13 protein-coding genes are annotated in these 18,450 nt (G+C 40.2%); 4 read left to right on the top strand and 9 right to left on the bottom strand.

The genetic code is table 11. The features are described 5' to 3' along the window. Positions 1–70 precede the first annotated feature (70 nt). Positions 71–1,645, bottom strand: coding sequence for an OmpP1/FadL family transporter (locus EJL04_RS03720; RefSeq protein WP_021854959.1), 1,575 nt, complete (start codon positions 1,643–1,645; stop codon positions 71–73). A 44-nt stretch (positions 1,646–1,689) separates the two neighbouring features. Then, positions 1,690–2,562, bottom strand: a complete 873-nt coding sequence (locus EJL04_RS03715) for a hypothetical protein (protein ID WP_125104098.1) — start codon at positions 2,560–2,562, stop codon at positions 1,690–1,692. 192 nt (positions 2,563–2,754) lie between these two features. Between EJL04_RS03715 and prmA the strand changes: the two genes are divergently transcribed. Next, positions 2,755–3,645, top strand: a complete 891-nt coding sequence (gene prmA, locus EJL04_RS03710; protein WP_125104097.1) for a 50S ribosomal protein L11 methyltransferase — start codon at positions 2,755–2,757, stop codon at positions 3,643–3,645. Between the two features lie 140 nt (positions 3,646–3,785). Here prmA and EJL04_RS03705 read toward each other — a convergent pair whose 3' ends face one another. The 6 genes from EJL04_RS03705 to EJL04_RS03680 all read right to left on the bottom strand — a co-directional run bounded on the left by EJL04_RS03705 (position 3,786) and on the right by EJL04_RS03680 (position 10,258). Beyond that, a complete protein-coding gene (locus tag EJL04_RS03705) occupies positions 3,786–4,598 on the bottom strand; it encodes a hypothetical protein (protein ID WP_125104096.1) in 813 nt (270 codons plus the stop codon). Further along, on the bottom strand, positions 4,528–6,453 hold the full coding sequence (locus tag EJL04_RS03700; protein ID WP_125104095.1) for a YgiQ family radical SAM protein: 1,926 nt from the start codon (positions 6,451–6,453) through the stop codon (positions 4,528–4,530). The genes EJL04_RS03705 and EJL04_RS03700 overlap by 71 nt, the downstream gene beginning before the upstream one ends. Next, positions 6,446–6,784, bottom strand: coding sequence for a hypothetical protein (locus EJL04_RS03695; protein ID WP_021854964.1), 339 nt, complete (start codon positions 6,782–6,784; stop codon positions 6,446–6,448). Before EJL04_RS03695 ends, EJL04_RS03700 begins: the two co-directional genes overlap by 8 nt. A gap of 8 nt (positions 6,785–6,792) precedes the next feature. Beyond that, positions 6,793–9,072 carry a golvesin C-terminal-like domain-containing protein gene (locus EJL04_RS03690; RefSeq protein WP_125104094.1) on the bottom strand — a complete coding sequence of 760 codons (2,280 nt, stop codon included), beginning with the start codon at positions 9,070–9,072 and terminating at the stop codon, positions 6,793–6,795. Between the two features lie 348 nt (positions 9,073–9,420). Next, positions 9,421–9,972 (bottom strand): 1-acyl-sn-glycerol-3-phosphate acyltransferase, encoded by a 552-nt coding sequence (locus EJL04_RS03685; protein WP_021854966.1) that lies wholly within the window; start codon positions 9,970–9,972, stop codon positions 9,421–9,423. A 16-nt stretch (positions 9,973–9,988) separates the two neighbouring features. Beyond that, positions 9,989–10,258, bottom strand: coding sequence for a hypothetical protein (locus EJL04_RS03680; protein WP_021854967.1), 270 nt, complete (start codon positions 10,256–10,258; stop codon positions 9,989–9,991). Between the two features lie 203 nt (positions 10,259–10,461). Between EJL04_RS03680 and EJL04_RS03675 the strand changes: the two genes are divergently transcribed. Then, a complete protein-coding gene (locus tag EJL04_RS03675; RefSeq protein WP_125104093.1) occupies positions 10,462–12,102 on the top strand; it encodes a diphosphate--fructose-6-phosphate 1-phosphotransferase in 1,641 nt (546 codons plus the stop codon). Positions 12,103–12,196: 94 nt separating this feature from the next. Next, positions 12,197–13,063 carry a glycoside hydrolase family 25 protein gene (locus EJL04_RS03670; RefSeq protein WP_053398063.1) on the top strand — a complete coding sequence of 289 codons (867 nt, stop codon included), beginning with the start codon at positions 12,197–12,199 and terminating at the stop codon, positions 13,061–13,063. 689 nt (positions 13,064–13,752) lie between these two features. Here the strand turns inward: EJL04_RS03670 and EJL04_RS03665 are convergent. Further along, positions 13,753–14,775 (bottom strand): esterase-like activity of phytase family protein, encoded by a 1,023-nt coding sequence (locus EJL04_RS03665; RefSeq protein ID WP_125104092.1) that lies wholly within the window; start codon positions 14,773–14,775, stop codon positions 13,753–13,755. 235 nt (positions 14,776–15,010) lie between these two features. Between EJL04_RS03665 and ileS the strand changes: the two genes are divergently transcribed. After that, a complete protein-coding gene (gene ileS, locus EJL04_RS03660; RefSeq protein ID WP_125104091.1) occupies positions 15,011–18,442 on the top strand; it encodes an isoleucine--tRNA ligase in 3,432 nt (1,143 codons plus the stop codon). Positions 18,443–18,450 lie beyond the last annotated feature (8 nt).

The raw sequence follows: 18,450 nt of genomic DNA, 5'->3' as shown, positions 1-18,450 counted from the left end.
CGAGACTGATTATCTGGCTGTATAATTGTTTTTCCTACATACTTCATGTAGGTGTTGCAGCCATAATTGCCTAGAAGTGATAACCTAACGTGAGCAAAAGCTGATGGCGCTTGTTTGAAACGTTCACAGCATCACAAATGTTATTATTTTCAGGCGTATCCTGAGGTCCTGCATAATAATTAGTGAACGGGCTGAAATCACCGTCCTGAACAGTATACTGGTATGCAAGGTCTAAAGACATCTTACCTATGTTATATCCCAGACCACATGTTATACGGTTAGTTGCCTTCCAGTTTGTATAATCTGTCGAAGAACTGTAATACGAACCGGGAGAGTTTATTGTTCCGTCTTTATATCCATATTTCTCATACATCGGCGAAACATAATTATATCCAAGTCGTAAAGACAATTTTGCATCCGGCTTAAACTCAACACCAAGTTTCAGCGTACTGACACCTTTCAGAGTGTTTTCTGTATGATTGTTCATTGCGTTATCGCTTGCACTGCTCTCCCAATATTCATCATAATACCAGTCATATCCTCCGCCAGTGTTTACTCTTGAATCAATACATCCATAATCGGCATACTCATATCCTGCACCGATGGCCAGATAATTGCCCACTGTGGTACCAAGGCTCACGCCAAACTTCCAAGGTGTATAAAGTTTAAAGTCATAGCTCTCGCCTATTTCGCCAGAATCATACATGCCTACACTTGAGTTGTTTGCCAAGGTTGTATAGTTTGACGTTGTCAAATCATACCATGTAGGCGTTGCAACAGAAAGACCTATACGGAAAGGTGATGTCTCTATAGGACGTATAATGACACCGGCCTTAACATTAACTCCACTTCCACTTATACGACGTTCATCTGCAAGAGTAACATTTCCCACAGACCCGCCGTCAGCATCTACAAGAGCCTCGGTATATTCACTATAGCCCTTATAGTTTACATCGCTTATTCCTACGGTAAGACCAAGGTATACACGATCGTTTATATTACCGCTGATGTTAAAGTCATACTCGCCTATATAACCGGTATTGGCGCGGTTGAACATATAATTGGTTGCATTGTTATAATAGAATGCACCGTCTGCATCAGAAAGCAAGGCATTGTAGTACAGATAGTCAACTTGGCTAAATGAATTATCATCTGCAAGGAATGTACCGTTATCGTTATAAATATTAAACACACCCTCAGCTCCCTTCATGTAAGACAGTTTATTCTGTGACGCGCCCTTAAGAGCACCGGCAGCAGAAAGTATGTAATTGAAATTACGGCTCTTGTGATAATTGAACGCAAGGTTCAGAAAAGAGTTTCGTCCCGTACGCTTTGAATACACAAAACCGGCCTGATCAAAGCTCATGTTCGTTGTATTACCGTTTGCAAAACTTTTACCGTCCTGCTGTGACACGAAGCCAAACGAAACATTTGCCATCGAATGGCGGAACAGACCTATACCGGCAGGGTTTGTACCAATAGTCGAAATATCTGCACCTAAAGCATCAAGCGCACCTCCCATACCTACATAACGGGCTGTGCCGTTGAGGTCTTCGCCTGCAATATTGGCATTTTCATAAGTCTCTTGCGCCGACATATATGATGCAAAAAGAGTTGACGCGAATATAATTAGTAAACGTCTCATAGTCAAAATATTTTTATGTAACAAAATTTATCTCACCCAACAAACTATCTACGACCGCCGAAGTGTCCACCGCCACCTCCTCCGCGGCTACCGCCAAACGAACCGCCACCGAAAGATCCGCCGCCACGGCTACCGCCGAATGAGCTGCCATTGTTGTACGACGGACGAGGCATCGTGTTTTGATTATTGTAATTATTTCTGCGGTTACCGTTAAATCGGTTATAATTTGTATTCGAGTTATTATTTCGGTCGTTATAAGAACCACGGTTGGCGTTAGCACGGTTATTTGTGCCACGATAACCTCTGAAATTCTTGTTTACTCCTCCTGAGTGGCCGTAGTTCACACGCCCGTGATTGCTCGTTCCGGTTATGCCCCTATAGGGTCTGTAATATGAAACTGGCCAATACCACGAATGATACCATCCATAGCCCCAAGGCCTGTACCATCCATAATACCATGGATCATACCAAGGACCATACCAACCTGAATAAGCATACCAATATGGACTGCCATACCAATAAGGTCCATACCACCCATAATACCAAGGATCGTACCAATAAAAATCATCAAACCGGCTCATACGGCGGCTATACACATAGTCATCCTCGGGATTATAACTTTCATCATACTCACCGTCCGCCCCTGCAGATGCAGTTGTCTGCAACGAATCAGATGGGCTGAAGTCAATAACATCACTAGCTGTTGTGTCTGAGGCCTGGACGTATCCCTCATTACCCCAAAAGCCACGCCTGTTGTATTCGTCTACATCCATATGATTTTCATGATATGACGCAACAGGAGCTACTTCCTTCACAACTTTTTCTGTCTTCTTGGGCGTAAAATACATATCATCCTGAGCATATGCTCCTGACGATATCAGACCAAATAAAAATAATGCTAAAATATTTCTTTTCATAAACCCCACCTCCTAATATTATTATAAAATAATACCTTTGTCTTCATATTCTCTACACTTCTTAATTTAATAAGCAGATTTTCTTGTATGCAAAAATAAAATTTCTTGTAATGCAAAATTAGGGAAAAACCCTAAACCATAATAGGTTTTCCCCTATTTTTTATACATTTGCATAAAAATTTAACACGTAGTATGAAATATCTTGAAGTAAAATTCTGCATTACAGACAATCAAGGACGAAATATCGATGACGAAATGCTTCTGCAAGCAGCAAAAGACATTCTATGTGACTTTGCAGGCAATGCCGGCTTTGAGTCATTCGAGGATGTCATGTCGACTGTAACCGGTTACGTTCAGACACAAAACTTCAACAAAGAAGTTTTAGATGAATGTCTTAACAACTTTCCTATAGACGATATCCAGATAACCTATAACGTTGAAGATGCTGAGGACAAAAACTGGAATGCCGCATGGGAGGAGCAAGGTTTTAAACCTATACTCATTGAAAATAAATGTATAATACACGATAAGAACAATGTACCGCAACTTGTTAAAGACGAAAACCTGCTCAATATAACAATTGACACAGAACAGGCATTTGGCACAGGCAATCATGAAACGACATACATGATAATCAACGAGCTTTTTAACACAGAACTGAAAGATAAATTATTTTTAGATTGCGGATGTGGAACAGGCATTCTGTCGATAGTTGCATCTAAACTTGGCGCCAAAGCCGTAACTGCTTATGACATAGACGAATGGAGCGTAAGAAACACTACGCACAACTGCACTCTTAACAACGTTGAGAATGTGTCTGTACTATTGGGCGATTCAAATGTATTGAAAGATATAAAAGACAAATACGATGTAATAACAGCCAACATAAACAGAAATATTCTACTTGCCGACATGCATATGTTCAAACAGAAAATGTCTGCGGGAGCTGTGCTGATATTAAGCGGATTCTATACAAGTGACACTGAAATATTAGTAGAAAAGGCTAAATCGCTAAAACTGACCCTTATTGACAATAACAGCAAAAACGATTGGTGCATGCTCAAATTTAAAAATCTGGATTAATAATGAATTAAAAGAAGAGCATCTTACTTAGTCTTTATATTTATTTCAATCGGCCAACAAGTATATCCATCGACAAATAACAGTCTTAGATTTAAATTTATAACTGTTGGCCGGTTGAAATATTTTGTTTTACATATTAACTATATACCGACACGCAAATAGCTTCTGTCGTCAAAAGACTTATTTCCTGCCATAAGTCCTTTTGTTGCTTTAAATGTATTAATACAAAGCGGATCGTTCTCCAACTGGCTTGACAGCATAGCTTCACTTTCGTCTAAAGTCGGTTTCAAAAACGGATAACCGTCACTCGCCAAAACAAGCTCATTTATCCCTTCGTCAACATTTATCACACGAACTTTATCCATAGGTATATCAAAACCGTCAATAACAGCATAAGAAACATTCTGATATCTGCAGCATTTTACCAATTCCGGAAGTATACTTTCTCTTCCACAATCTTTTATACTTACACTTTCCGGTGTTATACCATTATTAATTGCTTCACGTAAAAATAAAGCTCTTTGTTCGGCTAATTCCTGTTCATAAGGCTTAGGATTATCATAAAAGCAACCACCAACAAGACACTGACAATCTCCAATCATCCATAGTTGCCTCAACTTGGAAGAATAAACAATCGCACTAGCTGTAAGACGCTCTTCGGGATGCAACTTCAATCTTTCGACATCTATTTTTAAATCTATGTATTTCGAATATATGGATTTTGTCATATATTGACAAAATCCATATACATCAATGTCACTAGAAATAGAATTTATACAATTCTTTATGAGTTCCATGCAATATCTGCCGTTAGAACACAAGCCGTTCATACGGATAGGTGTCTTGCTTGTACTTCCATCTATAACAGCAGCGAAATTCTCATTAACGATTATTCCGTCTTCGCACTCCTCTTGGCTTTTCTTTCCTACTACCAGTTGTTCTATTATTTTCATTCTTCGACTTGTTTGCGTAATTCTGCAATGGTCTTGGATATAGTTGCCTGATCAAATCCGGTCGTCCAAGCCTCATCAACTCATGTTCGATATTTCTTCTCTCCTCCGGCTTATACCAAAAGAAGAATTGCTTTTGGGCAAGTTTCTCACGTTGAGTTTTAGCCGAAAATACAGGTTCTAAAGTATAAGGGTCAAAGCCGGTGTACCAAGCCTCTGTACTTACGGTCATTGGAGTTGGTGTAAAATCCTGCACCTGTTCCAGATGAAAATTTAAGTTTTTTGTCTTTACAGCAAGTTCTGCCATATCTTCTTCCTTACATCCGGGATGGCTGCTTATAAAATAAGGTATAATCTGCTGCCTTAAATTCTCCTTTGTGTTTATATCGTCAAATATCTTTTTAAAAGACTCAAACTGAGAGAACGGAGGCTTACGCATTAACTTTAACACCCTATCAGATGTATGTTCAGGCGCAACTTTCAGTCTGCCGCTAACATGCCTGCAAATCAGTTCGCGTGTATACTCTTTTGCAGCTTTATTAATATTCTCATCATCACTTCTATGAAGCAACAAATCGTAACGGACACCGCTTCCGATAAAACTCTTCTTTATGCCTGGCAGTGAGTCTACGGCCTTATATACATCCAGCAATGGGCGATGGTCTGTATTAAGATTCTTACATATATTAGGATTTATACATGACGGCCGTTTGCATTTTTCACAAATAGATTTATTCTTTCCCGACATGGCATACATATTAGCTGACGGGCCTCCCAAATCACTTATGTATCCTTTAAAGTCAGGCATTTCGATAACCTTCTTAACCTCTTTAAGTATGCTTTGCTTACTTCTTGAAACGATAAACTTACCTTGATGGGCACTTATCGTACAAAAAGCACACCCGCCAAAACATCCACGATGAATATTTACAGAATGTTTTATCATCTCATAAGCAGGAATACGCTTATTTTTATATTTCGGATGAGGAAGTCTGGTATACGGCAAATCATAACAACTGTCAAGTTCCTCTGTTGTCATGGGGGGATAAGGAGGATTTACGACAGCATAATACCCGTCAACTTCTTGCAGAAGTCTGTGCGCATGTAGCATGTTTGACTCTTCCTCTATATGCCTGAAATTCTCTGCCTGAAACTTCTTATTTACAAGACATTCCTCATGAGAATGCAAGATAAGATCATCGGATTTAATGTCATTGGCAAAATCTTTCTTCTTTATGAGATACACTGTTTGCGGTATATCATGTATTTCATGAATGTTGCGTCCCTCCTGCAACTCTTTACAAAGCGCAGTAATCGGTTTCTCCCCCATTCCATAAATAATCATGTCCGCTCCAGAATCACACAGAATACATTTCTTCAGTTCATCTTTCCAATAATCATAATGAGTAAGCCTGCGCAAAGAAGCTTCAATACCACCTAATATAATTGGAACATCAGGATATAATTTACGTAGGATATGACTGTAAACAACTGTCGGGTACTCAGGTCTGCAATCATGCCTGCCATCCGGACTATATGCATCTTCAGAACGAAGACGGCGATTGGCCGTATATTTATTAACCATAGAGTCCATACATCCTGGCGCTATACCAAAGAACAGCCTCGGACGTCCCAGTTTTTTAAAGTCACGGAAATCACCATGCCAGTCAGGTTGCGGAACAATTGCGACACGTAAGCCCTGTGCCTCCAAAGTTCTCGCAATAACAGCACAGCCAAAAGAAGGATGATCTACATAAGCGTCTCCAGAGAACAAGATAACATCAAGTTCATCCCAGCCTCTAAGTTCAACCTCCTTTTTAGTTGTAGGTATCCAGTCTGAAAGCCTATAATCAGTCATTTACTTTATTTTCGTTATCGTCAGATGACTTGTTTTCATTTTCCCATTTGATAAACAACAACACGAGCTGATACAAGCCAAAAGCCTTCATGTTATTATTATAAATCACATCAAGGCACAAATCAAGAAGTTCCTTATCAACCTCGGCAGAAGACTCCAACATAGACCTGACATTAAGTTTAAGTTTATCAAGCACCGGTTCATCAATAATGCCGTTACTGTCAATAAGATTCTTCAAAAGAGAATACTTCTTTATTGTATTCAGATGCTCTTCCGTCACTGCTATATTTCTTGTTCCAGATGCGTTTGCTTGAATTTTGTAAGTTTCCATATTATAATCTATTTAAAAATAAAATTAAGAATTCCTGTCATTACTACCGCACGTTTCTTTTCTGACGTTATACATTCGAAGGGGAAACCCATTGTAAAAGAACGACGCTCCTTACCGTCATAAGCTACACATATAGAATTTCCTGTTCCATCTGTTAATGCACAAAAAGCCGGACTAACAGGGCTCAACACATCAATATAAGGAGAAGCATAATGTACATCATTGTACATACTAAAAATTTCAAATGAGGTATTCATTCCTTCTACCTTATTATTCGTCCGCATATCAATTATTCCGTTATGTGTAACGTGCAAAACATCATTTAAAAATTTCTGTTCTTTATTACTTTTCATGTCGCTTCCTATATAAGCTCCACTGACTATAAGATTTCCATTGTATTCCGTAAGTTTCTTTTGGAAAGAAGAAGAAAACGTCTTATAATAATTTAAAGAATAGCCATCATCCTTTTCCAATCCTAAAATGACATCAACACAGTCATAATTGCCAAGCACAACCTTACCATTTTCAATTGAAGATTTTGAGCAACTTACAATATTATACTTATTTGATGCCATAATAGCCTTAGCATGTTCTGGTATGTAGTTAAACTCATTACCTTTTATTATAAATCCTTCAAGTTCACTTCCGCTGTAACCGAGTCCACCCGGCCCCTCTATTCCCAGCTTTGTCTTGTCAAAACATATCTGGCTACCGCAAAGGCCTAAAGTTTTACCTTCAGTTACCCCTAAATCTTTATTCAAGTCAAAACCCTGCTGAGATTCATCATCAATTACAGCCGGTGCAGAAAGACGCTGAAATCCATTAACAATAAGAACGTCTTTCGCGGCATTAGAATGATATACAGCAGATATAACTTCAGAAGTAAAACTTTCACCGCCATCATTCGCTGCAGAAACTTTGAAATTATACAACAAACCAGGCTGCAACTTTATTTTACATGCTGTACCTGTTATCTTAATGCCATTATCAAACCCGGCGTTGCCTGCGGACGTATAAAGTATATATGAACTTGGCACAGCCGTTGGTTCTGTCTTATCAATCTGAGCATCCCATTTCAACAGGATCGTATCGTTTGCATAAAATTCAGCCCTAAAGTCAACAGGAGTCAAAGGCGTAACAACATAAGGCTTTTTATGCATTTCAGAAGAAAAGCGTAATATAGACTTATATATACTACGGGCTAACGTAAATCTAAAATTGGGGTCCTGGCCATAAATCATATCTGGGAAATTCTGATGCGACAGTGTTTCCAATATAGCTGATGTGACCTGCGGACACCGAGTCTCAGCATAATTTTTATCATATACTTCACGTTTCGTCCATTTTTTATATTGAGACTTAATATCTTTATTCACACCATCAAGCAACATTCCTGCAAACTTTTTAGAATTTGAGCGTGAAAGTCCTGAATAAAAAATACCGTCATTAGGGAATGTCGTACTAATAGCCAACGTACCTATTATAGACGAATAATCATTAGCAACTCCTGCATCACTATGTATTGCCAAAGACAATTCTATAGGGACATTCAATCCATTCATTGTTGGAGCGAAACAAGAACCTCCCGCAAGCCAATTTGCCATGAACGGCCTGGTGTATATATCTTCCTTATAGTCGTCTTCACCATTTTTCGACCGGTATACACTGTCTGGAGCACCAGCCCACTGAGCATAGTAACGAGCCCCTTCAAGGCATCTGGGCAAACCGCTTATAATGTTATTTCGCTTAACATTACCCATACCTCCGCCAAACCTAACCGCGTCGGCTGTTACAAATCCATTATACGCACTCTCATTCGTCAGAACAACACGATTACCGGAATTACATCCTGAATCAAAATCGAATGTGCCAAGATAAACCCATGTGCCTCCTCCCATCTGCTGATTAACATAAAAGACAGTCTTACGTCCTTGATGATACACTATATACTGAGCATCCGGGATGCTTTTCTTATGTGTGGGATAACTGACATAAACAGCATATTGACCTCTTTCCGGGAAATTCGGCTGGTATGATATCTCACAATTCCTCACGGCAGAAGCCTTAGCCGCCCTGGTTGTTCCTTTTTCAAAAGGATTTTCGCCATCATCATAATACTTTTCTGTATTGGCAAAGCCCTTTATTCCCGCATCTTTCCATTCTGTGCCGACATTTATCTCTGTATAATAAGGCAAAAGCGTCTTATTATCATTATCAATAATTATCTCGTTCTTTTGCCAGTCACGTTCGCGTGGTGTAAAGACCACAGCCCCTGCCTTCTCAAGCATGGGAATTAAATACGGCACGACTATTGTTTGTGTGTACAGATCCTCATTCGTGCAGAATAGGTTTGGCCTCTGCCATTGCCACCTATTTTTATTCTTATTATAATATCTGCCATGGCTGGCATAAACAGAGAGATGTCGATTTTGCAGTCCCTTCGTTATACTTATCGGTCTCGAACCATTATAAACCCATGGTATTCCCTTGTACTCGATATCCTCCTTTATTTCTCTTTTCTTTTCTGAAGTCTCCTTTTTGTCCTTCTTGCCTTGTAAAGACACTATTTTACGATGTGTCCCGCATGAGACAAGGAGTATACTAAATAAGAACAAAAAAAATTTCTTTTGCATAAATCAGTCTCCAGTAGTAAACAAATCCGGATGTAATCCTGAATATTCCTTGAAATAGTCTTTTATTATTTTCATATCCACATCAATATCCCCTGACGGAACAAGACTTTTATTACATTGAATGAGATGTCTTTTGTAGTCCAATCCATATAAAAGTATTGGTATACCTGCCTTCAAAGCAATATAATAAAAACCTTTTTTCCAATTAGGATTGCGAGATCTCGTTCCTTCCGGCGTTATACAAAGATAGAATGTGTCTCTAGACTTTGCGGCGTCAGCCAACTGGTCGGTCATCTTTGTATGCTTAGACCTACTGACCGGTATACCTCCTATTTTCTTAAAGAAAAACCCGAGAGGCCATACGAACCATTCCTTTTTCATCATGAAATTAATTCTCAGGCCTTCGGCTCTCATGTATAGCTGTCCTATTACAAAGTCCCAATTACTAGTATGAGGCGCCAGACAGATAATATACTTATCCGGATGAGACACGGTAACATCTTTCTTCCAACCACCTTTTTTATACAAAAGCCACTTGCAAAGTGTTTGCAGCATGACGTGAATAAATTATTTAGATGTTAACTATATGATCAACAATTTCGCAAATCTGAGCATTAAATTTGTCCTTTAGATCTTTATAATATGATTTTTTTGACATTCCTGGTTCCGGATGCGAAACTCTTCTAATAGAATTGTCGTGTACTATTAAGATTGACGACAATATCGCCTTAACGTCTTCCGTATCCTTCTTACCACTATATAATGATGCTGCCATACACTCAGAAAAAACATCACTACAGATATAATTAATCATTTTTTTTAAATTTCTTTTGCTTGCCATATTATTCTTATTTTTTATGTTTATCTAAAACTTTACACAACAAATGTAATAAATAAATTAATAATCACAAGCCGTTTAATGAAAAAAAACATTATTTTATTCAAAATATTTTATTTATTTTTCTATATTGACAAAAATTCGTAAATTTGCACAGGTCTAAAAGCTATATTTATAACTAACTATATTAATTTAATTTTGGTATTATGGAAAAAAGTGCATTACAGAAAGCCAGAATTGACTACGCACCAAAATTGCCGACATCACTTCAAGGTTCTGTAAAAGTAAAAGAGGGTGCTCCAACACAAAGTGTGGACGATCAGGAAGACATCAAAAAATTATTCCCCAACACTTATGGTATGCCGGTTGTGGAATTTGAACCCAGCAACGAGACACAGACTTGCGAAATGAATGTGGGCGTTATTCTTAGTGGAGGTCAGGCTCCCGGCGGACACAACGTCATAACAGGTCTGTTTGACACTATCAAGCGTCTCAACCCCAACAACAAGCTGTACGGATTCATCCTCGGCCCTGGCGGATTGGTTGACCACAAGTATATTGAAATCACAGAAGACTATATCAACGATTATCGCAACACTGGCGGTTTCGATATGATTGGTTCAGGCCGCACCAAGCTTGAAAAGATTGAGCAATTTGAAAAAGGTCTTGAAATTGTACGCGAACTCAACATTAAAGCTCTTGTTATAATTGGCGGTGACGACTCTAACACAAATGCATGTGTCCTTGCCGAATATTATGCAGCAAAGAAATATGGCGTACAGGTTATAGGATGCCCCAAGACCATTGACGGTGACTTGAAGAATGACCAGATTGAAACATCATTCGGTTTTGACACCGCAACAAAGACTTACTCTGAACTTATCGGAAATATCGAGCGCGACTGTAATTCGTCTAAGAAATATTGGCACTTCATTAAACTGATGGGACGTTCTGCCAGCCACATTGCACTGGAATGCGCCCTGCAGTGCCAGCCTAACATCTGTATCATCTCTGAAGAGGTTAAGGCTAAGAACATGACTCTTAACCAAATTGTTGAGAACATCTGTAATGTAATAGCCTACCGTGCAGAGCAAGGCCTCAACTTCGGAGTTATCCTCATACCTGAAGGTCTTATCGAATTTATTCCTTCAATCGGAAAACTTATCGAAGAGCAGAACGACCTCTTGGCTGCTCACGGCAATGACTACAAAGGACTCGACGAAGAAGCACAGCGCGAATACATACTCGCTCACCTGAGCGAAGAGAACAAGCAGACATTTGCCACACTGCCTGCTAACGTTGCCCGCCAGCTTTCACTCGACCGTGATCCTCACGGAAACGTTCAAGTTTCTCTCATAGAAACAGAAAGACTTCTTTCTGACATGTGCGACGCAAAACTTGAGCAGTGGAAAGAAGAAGGTAAATACAAGGGCAAATTCGCATGTCTGCACCACTTCTTCGGATACGAGGGACGTTGCGCAGCTCCTTCTAACTATGACACAAATTACTGCTATGCACTCGGAACAAGCGCTGCTCAGCTGATTGCAAACGGAAAGACAGGATACATGGCTATAATCAAGAACACAACAAAGCCCACAAACGAGTGGAGAGCCGGAGGTGTGCCAATCACCATGATGATGAACATGGAGCGCAGAAATGGCGAGATGAAGCCTGTAATCCGCAAAGCTCTCGTTGAACTTGACGGCAAACCGTTCAAGGCATTCGAGAAGATACGTGACAAATGGGCACGCGAGACAAGCTTCATATACCCTGGTCCTATCCAGTATTGGGGTCCTTCTGAAGTTTGCGACTGCACAACAAAGACTCTTGAGTTAGAACAAGAATAATATTACAATAATACGAAAAAGATGTGTAAAGGTCGGTTTTGCCTATAAATGCTGACAAGGCATGGCCTTTACACATTCTTTTTATTTTTAGATGATGACTGGTACAAGAAACAAAAACACCTACAATCGGCACACTACATCAACTAACAGATGTGGCAAAAAAAGGCGTTCTCATACCAGGGCATCATTTTTTCACAGATATCCCAGATGGGCATGGTGGCTGGGCGGACTTGGCGTCGTAGCATTATACGTATGTTTTTTCTATTACTTTTTCGTCGGGCCATTCGGGTTCAGATGGAGAGCCATATACGGTGATGCGAAATATCCCGAGGGGTACGAAATCAGAGGTATTGACATCAGCCATTATCAGGGAGACATTGACTGGGAACTTTTGCAGAATGCAATGATTGAGAAGTGCCCGATACGATTTATATTGATAAAAGCAACAGAAGGCACAGACCGCATCGACCCGAAATTCAAAGAAAACTTCAGGCAGGCCAAAGAATATGGTTTCATACGCGGAGCATATCATTTTTGGAGCAACAAGTCTTCAGCACGCTCACAGGCATATTTCTTTCTAAACAATGTATATCTGCAAGACGGAGACCTTCCTCCCGTATTAGACATTGAGCACAAGCCAAAGGATGTAAGCCTTGAGGATTTTCAGCGCGATGTACTTACATGGCTTCACATTGTTGAAGACAAATACCATGTCAAGCCGATTATTTACACATATTATAAATTTAAGACGACATATCTCAATGAACCGGTATTCAACGACTACCCTTACTGGATTGCGCATTATTATGTCGACAAAATTGAATATACGGGCGAATGGAAATTTTGGCAGCATACTGACGCCGGACGTCTGCCGGGCATAAAAGGATATGTTGATTTCAATATTTATAACGGAAGTTACTACGACTTGCGCAAACTGACCATTGGATACGAACAAGATTAAACAGAAATCTTATATTAAGATTTAGCTGAATTGCTGTTTAATTTTGAACATATTGGCATTTGATTTTTCATATGCTCAGCAGGTTATGTCAGAAAAGTTTATACCGAGACGGCCTGAAAAGAATAAATAAACTTGTATAATTAGAACAATATGCGTTATAATGAAAATGATTTTACTTAAATATACAAGTCATCATGCGCACCTGCAAACCATAATATTGGATAAAAAACGTAGCTGTCTAAATAAAGGACGACAAAGAAATAATGTCAATAAATATTACTAATTTATGTTCAAAGTTTTCTCCAAAATAGAATTTAATCATTATAAAAATGAGAGAAATTTTAGCACAAACCTGCCTAAATCCATGCATTTATTGACAAATAAGCCTGAAAATATCATCGAAACAGGCACTTTAACGCGACAAAATCTATGCAATTAATAAGCAAAACCTATGCTTTTCACGTTTAAAACCATAGGTTTTGCTCAAAAAAATCATAACATTCTGTCTATCTGAGAATACATTTACTGCAACATAACAGCATAAGACACTGACAGACAATGCATTGCATTTTACGTGTCATTTTATTCTTTTTCAGAAGGCAATACACAAAAAATTCGGAACATGGCAAGTCTGAATGCGTCAAAATCAAAAAGTTTTCTAAATAACGTTCATAAAAGCGCCCTACCCGTCAACGTATTACTATTGTCTTAAACCAGTCTTTCAGGACACCTCCATAATTGTCCTGCGAATCACTGACGAGAATAAACGTCCTGCTGCCATCAGCCAACTTAGGACCTAAGCACATTCCTTCATAATTAGCAACTGACCAGTCTAAGAGAGAAAGGCGGGTAACGAAGGAATATACCAACCGTTTGTTCAGAAACTTTGTATCAGCCCCAATCGCTTCGCCCGAGGACAATGGTTCTGCATCTTCAGGAACAATCTCATATAATTTACATTGAGCAAAAGCCCCAATCTTTAGCATTGGAACAAAAAATTCACGCTCAAGGACCAACAGGCGTCCGTCACCAAGTGCTGTCAATTCACTTACTCCCATTGCATAATTGCTCGATTTTTTATTTGCCATAGGTTCATCCATGCGATAAGCGTACTGCTTCACCGGCTGAAGTTTTTCATCAAACGCCTGAAGTCTCAACACGTTACGTACCTTATTCAGCGAAGTGGCACACTCCCCGTCACCATTCATTGTGCTCTCATTTATGGTCCAAAACAAGTGTGCCTCCTCATCATACGCCAATGACTCAAAGCCATAGTTGCCTACGCATTTTTTATAATCATCCGGAATATTCAGACTGCGGCCTGTAGCCTTGCCGTCAGCCGTATATTCACCAATAACATTATCGGACTCTCTGCTAATGAAAAACGTTCCCGTTGAAGGAACATACGCAATAGCCTCACAGTCAGCATTACGTAAAGAGTCGCCTTTGAAGCCCAAATTCGTAACATCCTTAATTTCTCCCGACACAGAATCAACATCTATTCGAAATACAAAGAATCCGTCTGTTGCAGACTTATCCGAAACGACAGCATATTCATTGCCGCCCACAGGTGTTATTCCGCTGTAATTTCCGGCAGGAACCTTCATCGGAAAAGCTTTCTGCCCACAGTCTTTAACAAACTCTGTCTGAGCCCAAAACAATGCCGGACACAAAGTCATCAGTATTACTGAAATCAATCTTCTACTAATCATCTTTAATCTTAATTATATTTACCACACGGCACAATGCCAATTAGTCAATCAATTCAAGAAGACTATAATCAAGTGCAAATGTAACAAGAAAAATTCTTTAAGTTGACAAAATGCTATATTAAAATCTTGTATAAAAGCACTATAAATAAAATGAAACTTTAAAATAATTCTTTGTTATGACAATTTTTTTATATAACTTTGCGCCTCAAATAGTAAACTATATAACAGAATCAATATGGCCAAAAAATTTGCCGAGCACAACGGTCTGAATCTGACAGAAACAAACAAGGTTGTGCTTGATAGTTGGAACAAGAATAACGTATTTCAAAAATCTATAACAGAGCGTGAGGGATGTCCACAATTTGTATTCTTTGAAGGTCCCCCTTCGGCAAACGGACATCCGGGTATACATCATGTCCTTGCACGTACGATAAAGGACACTTTCAACCGCTATAAGACCATGAAAGGATTTCAGGTTCACCGCAAGGCCGGATGGGACACCCACGGACTTCCAGTAGAGCTTGGAGTTGAAAAAGAACTTGGCATAACCAAAGCAGACATCGACAACAAGGAATCTGAGAAATACATCTCTGTTGAAGATTACAACAAGAAATGCCGTGAGAACGTCATGAAGTTCACGGCAGAATGGAGAGAACTTACAGAGAAGATGGGTTATTGGGTTGACCTTGACAATCCTTATATCACATACGACAACAAATATATAGAAACTCTTTGGTGGCTTCTGAAACAGCTTTATGACAAAGACCTTCTATATAAGGGATACACCATCCAGCCTTACTCACCGGCTGCGGGCACCGGTCTGTCAAGTCACGAGCTCAATCAGCCAGGATGCTACCGCGATGTTAAAGACACCACAGTAACAGCTCAGTTTGCTATCATTGACCCGAAGCCTGAAATGACAGAATGGGGTAAGCCGTACTTCTTGGCATGGACTACTACTCCATGGACACTTGCCGCAAACTCTGCATTGTGCGTAGGCCCGAATATCGACTACGTTGCCGTACAGACATACAACGGATACACAGGTGAACCGGAAACAGTTGTATTGGCAGAGGTTCTTGTTCCTTCATACTTCAATACAAAGAACGAGAACAACGATTTGGCAAGCTACAAAAAAGGTGACAAAGTTATACCTTATAAAATAGTTGCCCATTACAAAGGTTCTGATCTCGTCGGCATGAAATACGAACAGCTTCTGCCCATGATCAAGCCTATGACTGATGGTGCATTCCGTGTAATCCCTGGTGACTACGTAACAACTGAGGACGGTACAGGTATCGTTCATATCGCTCCTAACTTTGGTGCCGACGATGCTAATGTGGCAAAAAAAGCCGGTGTGCCGCCAATAGTGCTAATAACAAAGAAAGGCGAACATCGCCCTATCGTAGACCTCGAAGGCAAATACTACGTTATTGACGACTTAGACACTGACTTCGTTGAGAAATTTGTCAACAAGGATGCATGGAGCAAATACGCCGGAAGATACGTAAAGAATGCTTATGACGAGAATCTTACAGATAAAGACGAGACTCTCGACATATCTATCTGTATGGACTTAAAGGCTGCAAACAAGGCGTTCAAGATAGAAAAGCACGTACACAGCTATCCGCATTGCTGGCGTACAGACAAACCCGTGCTGTATTATCCTCTTGACAGCTGGTTCATACGTTCAACTGCATGCAAGGAGAGCATGGTTGAAAAGAACAAGACTATCAACTGGAAACCTGAAAGCACCGGTACAGGACGTTTCGGCAACTGGCTTGAGAACCTTAACGACTGGAACCTGAGCCGCAGCCGTTTCTGGGGTACTCCGCTCCCAATATGGCGCGATGAGGACGGAAACGAGATATGCATAGGCTCATTGCAGGAGCTTTATGACGAAATAGAAAAGAGCGTTGCAGCAGGATTCATGGCAAGCAACCCGTTAAAGGACAAAGGTTTTGTGCCCGGTGATTATTCACAGGACAACTATGACAAGATAGACATGCACAGGCCTTATGTCGACAACATTATACTTTGCAGTAAGACCAACAAGCCTATGAAGCGCGAAACCGACCTTATAGACGTTTGGTTTGACTCAGGAAGTATGCCTTATGCACAGATTCACTATCCGTTTGAAAACGCAGACATGATAGACAAGAATCAGGCATTCCCTGCCGACTTTATCAATGAAGGTGTAGACCAGACACGTGGATGGTTCTTCACTCTGCATGCAATAGCTACTATGGTGTTTGACAACGTTGCATTTAAGAACGTCATTTCAAGCGGTCTTGTGCTCGACGCTAAGGGCAACAAGATGAGTAAGCGTCTCGGTAATGCTGTTGACCCATTTGAAACACTCGAGAAATATGGCACTGATGCAGTACGTTTCTATATGTTGACTAATTCAGCTCCATGGGACAACCTTAAGTTCGATCCTAATGGCGTTGACGAAGTGCGCAGAAAGTTCTTCGGAACATTATATAACACATATTCATTCTTCAGCCTGTATGCCAACGTTGACGGCTTCGACTATTCACAGGCAGAAATTCCGGTTGCAGAACGTCCGGAGATAGACCGTTGGATATTGTCTGAACTCAACTCTCTCATAAAAGGCGTTGACGCCTCATTGGCAGACTACGAGCCTACAAAGGCAGGCCGTATGATTGACGAGTTCGTAAATGATGATTTGAGCAACTGGTATGTTCGTCTTAACCGCAAACGTTTCTGGGGCAAGGAGATGGACAGTGACAAGCTGTCTGCTTACCAGACATTATATACCTGTCTGGAAACAATAGCCAAGCTTCTGGCACCATTCTCACCTTTCTACTCAGACCAGCTGTTTAAAGATCTTGAGAATGCTACTGGACGCGATAAAGCCGAGTCAGTACATCTTACAGACTTCCCTGTTGCTGACGAAAGTCTTATTGACAAAGACCTCGAGGCTAGAATGGAGATGGCACAAAAGATAACCTCTATGGTTTTGGCTCTCCGTCGTAAGGTCAACATAAAGGTTCGCCAGCCGCTACAGTCTGTAATGATACCTGCAACAGATGAAAGTCAGAGAAGACACATCGAGGCAATTAAAGACCTTGTAATCAATGAGGTAAACGTAAAAGAGCTCAAGTTTGTAGAAAGCTCAGATGTTCTGGTCAAGAAAGTTAAGTGCAACTTCCGTACAATGGGAAAGAAGTTCGGTAAGCTCATGAAAGGCATTGCAGCCCAAATGGGAAATCTGAGCCAGGAAGAAATTTTATCTCTTGAGAAAGAAGGAAAAATCACATTAAATGTCGACGAGCAGGAGGTTGTTGTTGAAGCTACTGACGTTGAGATTATAAGTGAGGACATTCCGGGATGGCTTGTCGCAAACGAAGGCAACCTCACTGTAGCTCTTGAAATAGAACTTAACGAAGAGCTTAAGAACGAGGGTATGGCCCGCGAACTGATCAACCGCATTCAGAACTTGCGTAAAGACTGCGGTTTGGAGATAACCGACAGAATTAACGTCACTATTGCTCCAAACGCCCAAATCGAGACAGCAGTCAAGGCTTTTGCCGACTACATCAAGGGACAAGTACTGGCCGATTCAATAACATTGGCTGATAATGACGGTGTGAACACTAACTTCGATGACTTTGACGCAAACATCAAGGTTGAGAAAGTTTAACCTCAAAT

This window comes from Prevotella marseillensis, assembly GCF_900625065.1.
Taxonomy (GTDB): Bacteria; Bacteroidota; Bacteroidia; order Bacteroidales; family Bacteroidaceae; genus Prevotella; species Prevotella rara.
This window is presented reverse-complemented; position numbering and strand designations above follow the sequence as displayed.

Bases quoted from the DNA above. Each gene is read 5' to 3' on its own strand.
- EJL04_RS03720 (WP_021854959.1), bottom strand. From the start codon at position 1,645: ATGAGACGTTTACTAATTATATTCGCGTCAACTCTTTTTGCATCATAT.
- EJL04_RS03715 (WP_125104098.1), bottom strand. From the start codon at position 2,562: ATGAAAAGAAATATTTTAGCATTATTTTTATTTGGTCTGATATCGTCA.
- prmA (WP_125104097.1), top strand. From the start codon at position 2,755: ATGAAATATCTTGAAGTAAAATTCTGCATTACAGACAATCAAGGACGA.
- EJL04_RS03705 (WP_125104096.1), bottom strand. From the start codon at position 4,598: ATGAAAATAATAGAACAACTGGTAGTAGGAAAGAAAAGCCAAGAGGAG.
- EJL04_RS03700 (WP_125104095.1), bottom strand. From the start codon at position 6,453: ATGACTGATTATAGGCTTTCAGACTGGATACCTACAACTAAAAAGGAG.
- EJL04_RS03695 (WP_021854964.1), bottom strand. From the start codon at position 6,784: ATGGAAACTTACAAAATTCAAGCAAACGCATCTGGAACAAGAAATATA.
- EJL04_RS03690 (WP_125104094.1), bottom strand. From the start codon at position 9,072: ATGCTTGAGAAGGCAGGGGCTGTGGTCTTTACACCACGCGAACGTGAC.
- EJL04_RS03685 (WP_021854966.1), bottom strand. From the start codon at position 9,972: ATGCTGCAAACACTTTGCAAGTGGCTTTTGTATAAAAAAGGTGGTTGG.
- EJL04_RS03680 (WP_021854967.1), bottom strand. From the start codon at position 10,258: ATGGCAAGCAAAAGAAATTTAAAAAAAATGATTAATTATATCTGTAGT.
- EJL04_RS03675 (WP_125104093.1), top strand. From the start codon at position 10,462: ATGGAAAAAAGTGCATTACAGAAAGCCAGAATTGACTACGCACCAAAA.
- EJL04_RS03670 (WP_053398063.1), top strand. From the start codon at position 12,197: ATGACTGGTACAAGAAACAAAAACACCTACAATCGGCACACTACATCA.
- EJL04_RS03665 (WP_125104092.1), bottom strand. From the start codon at position 14,775: ATGATTAGTAGAAGATTGATTTCAGTAATACTGATGACTTTGTGTCCG.
- ileS (WP_125104091.1), top strand. From the start codon at position 15,011: ATGGCCAAAAAATTTGCCGAGCACAACGGTCTGAATCTGACAGAAACA.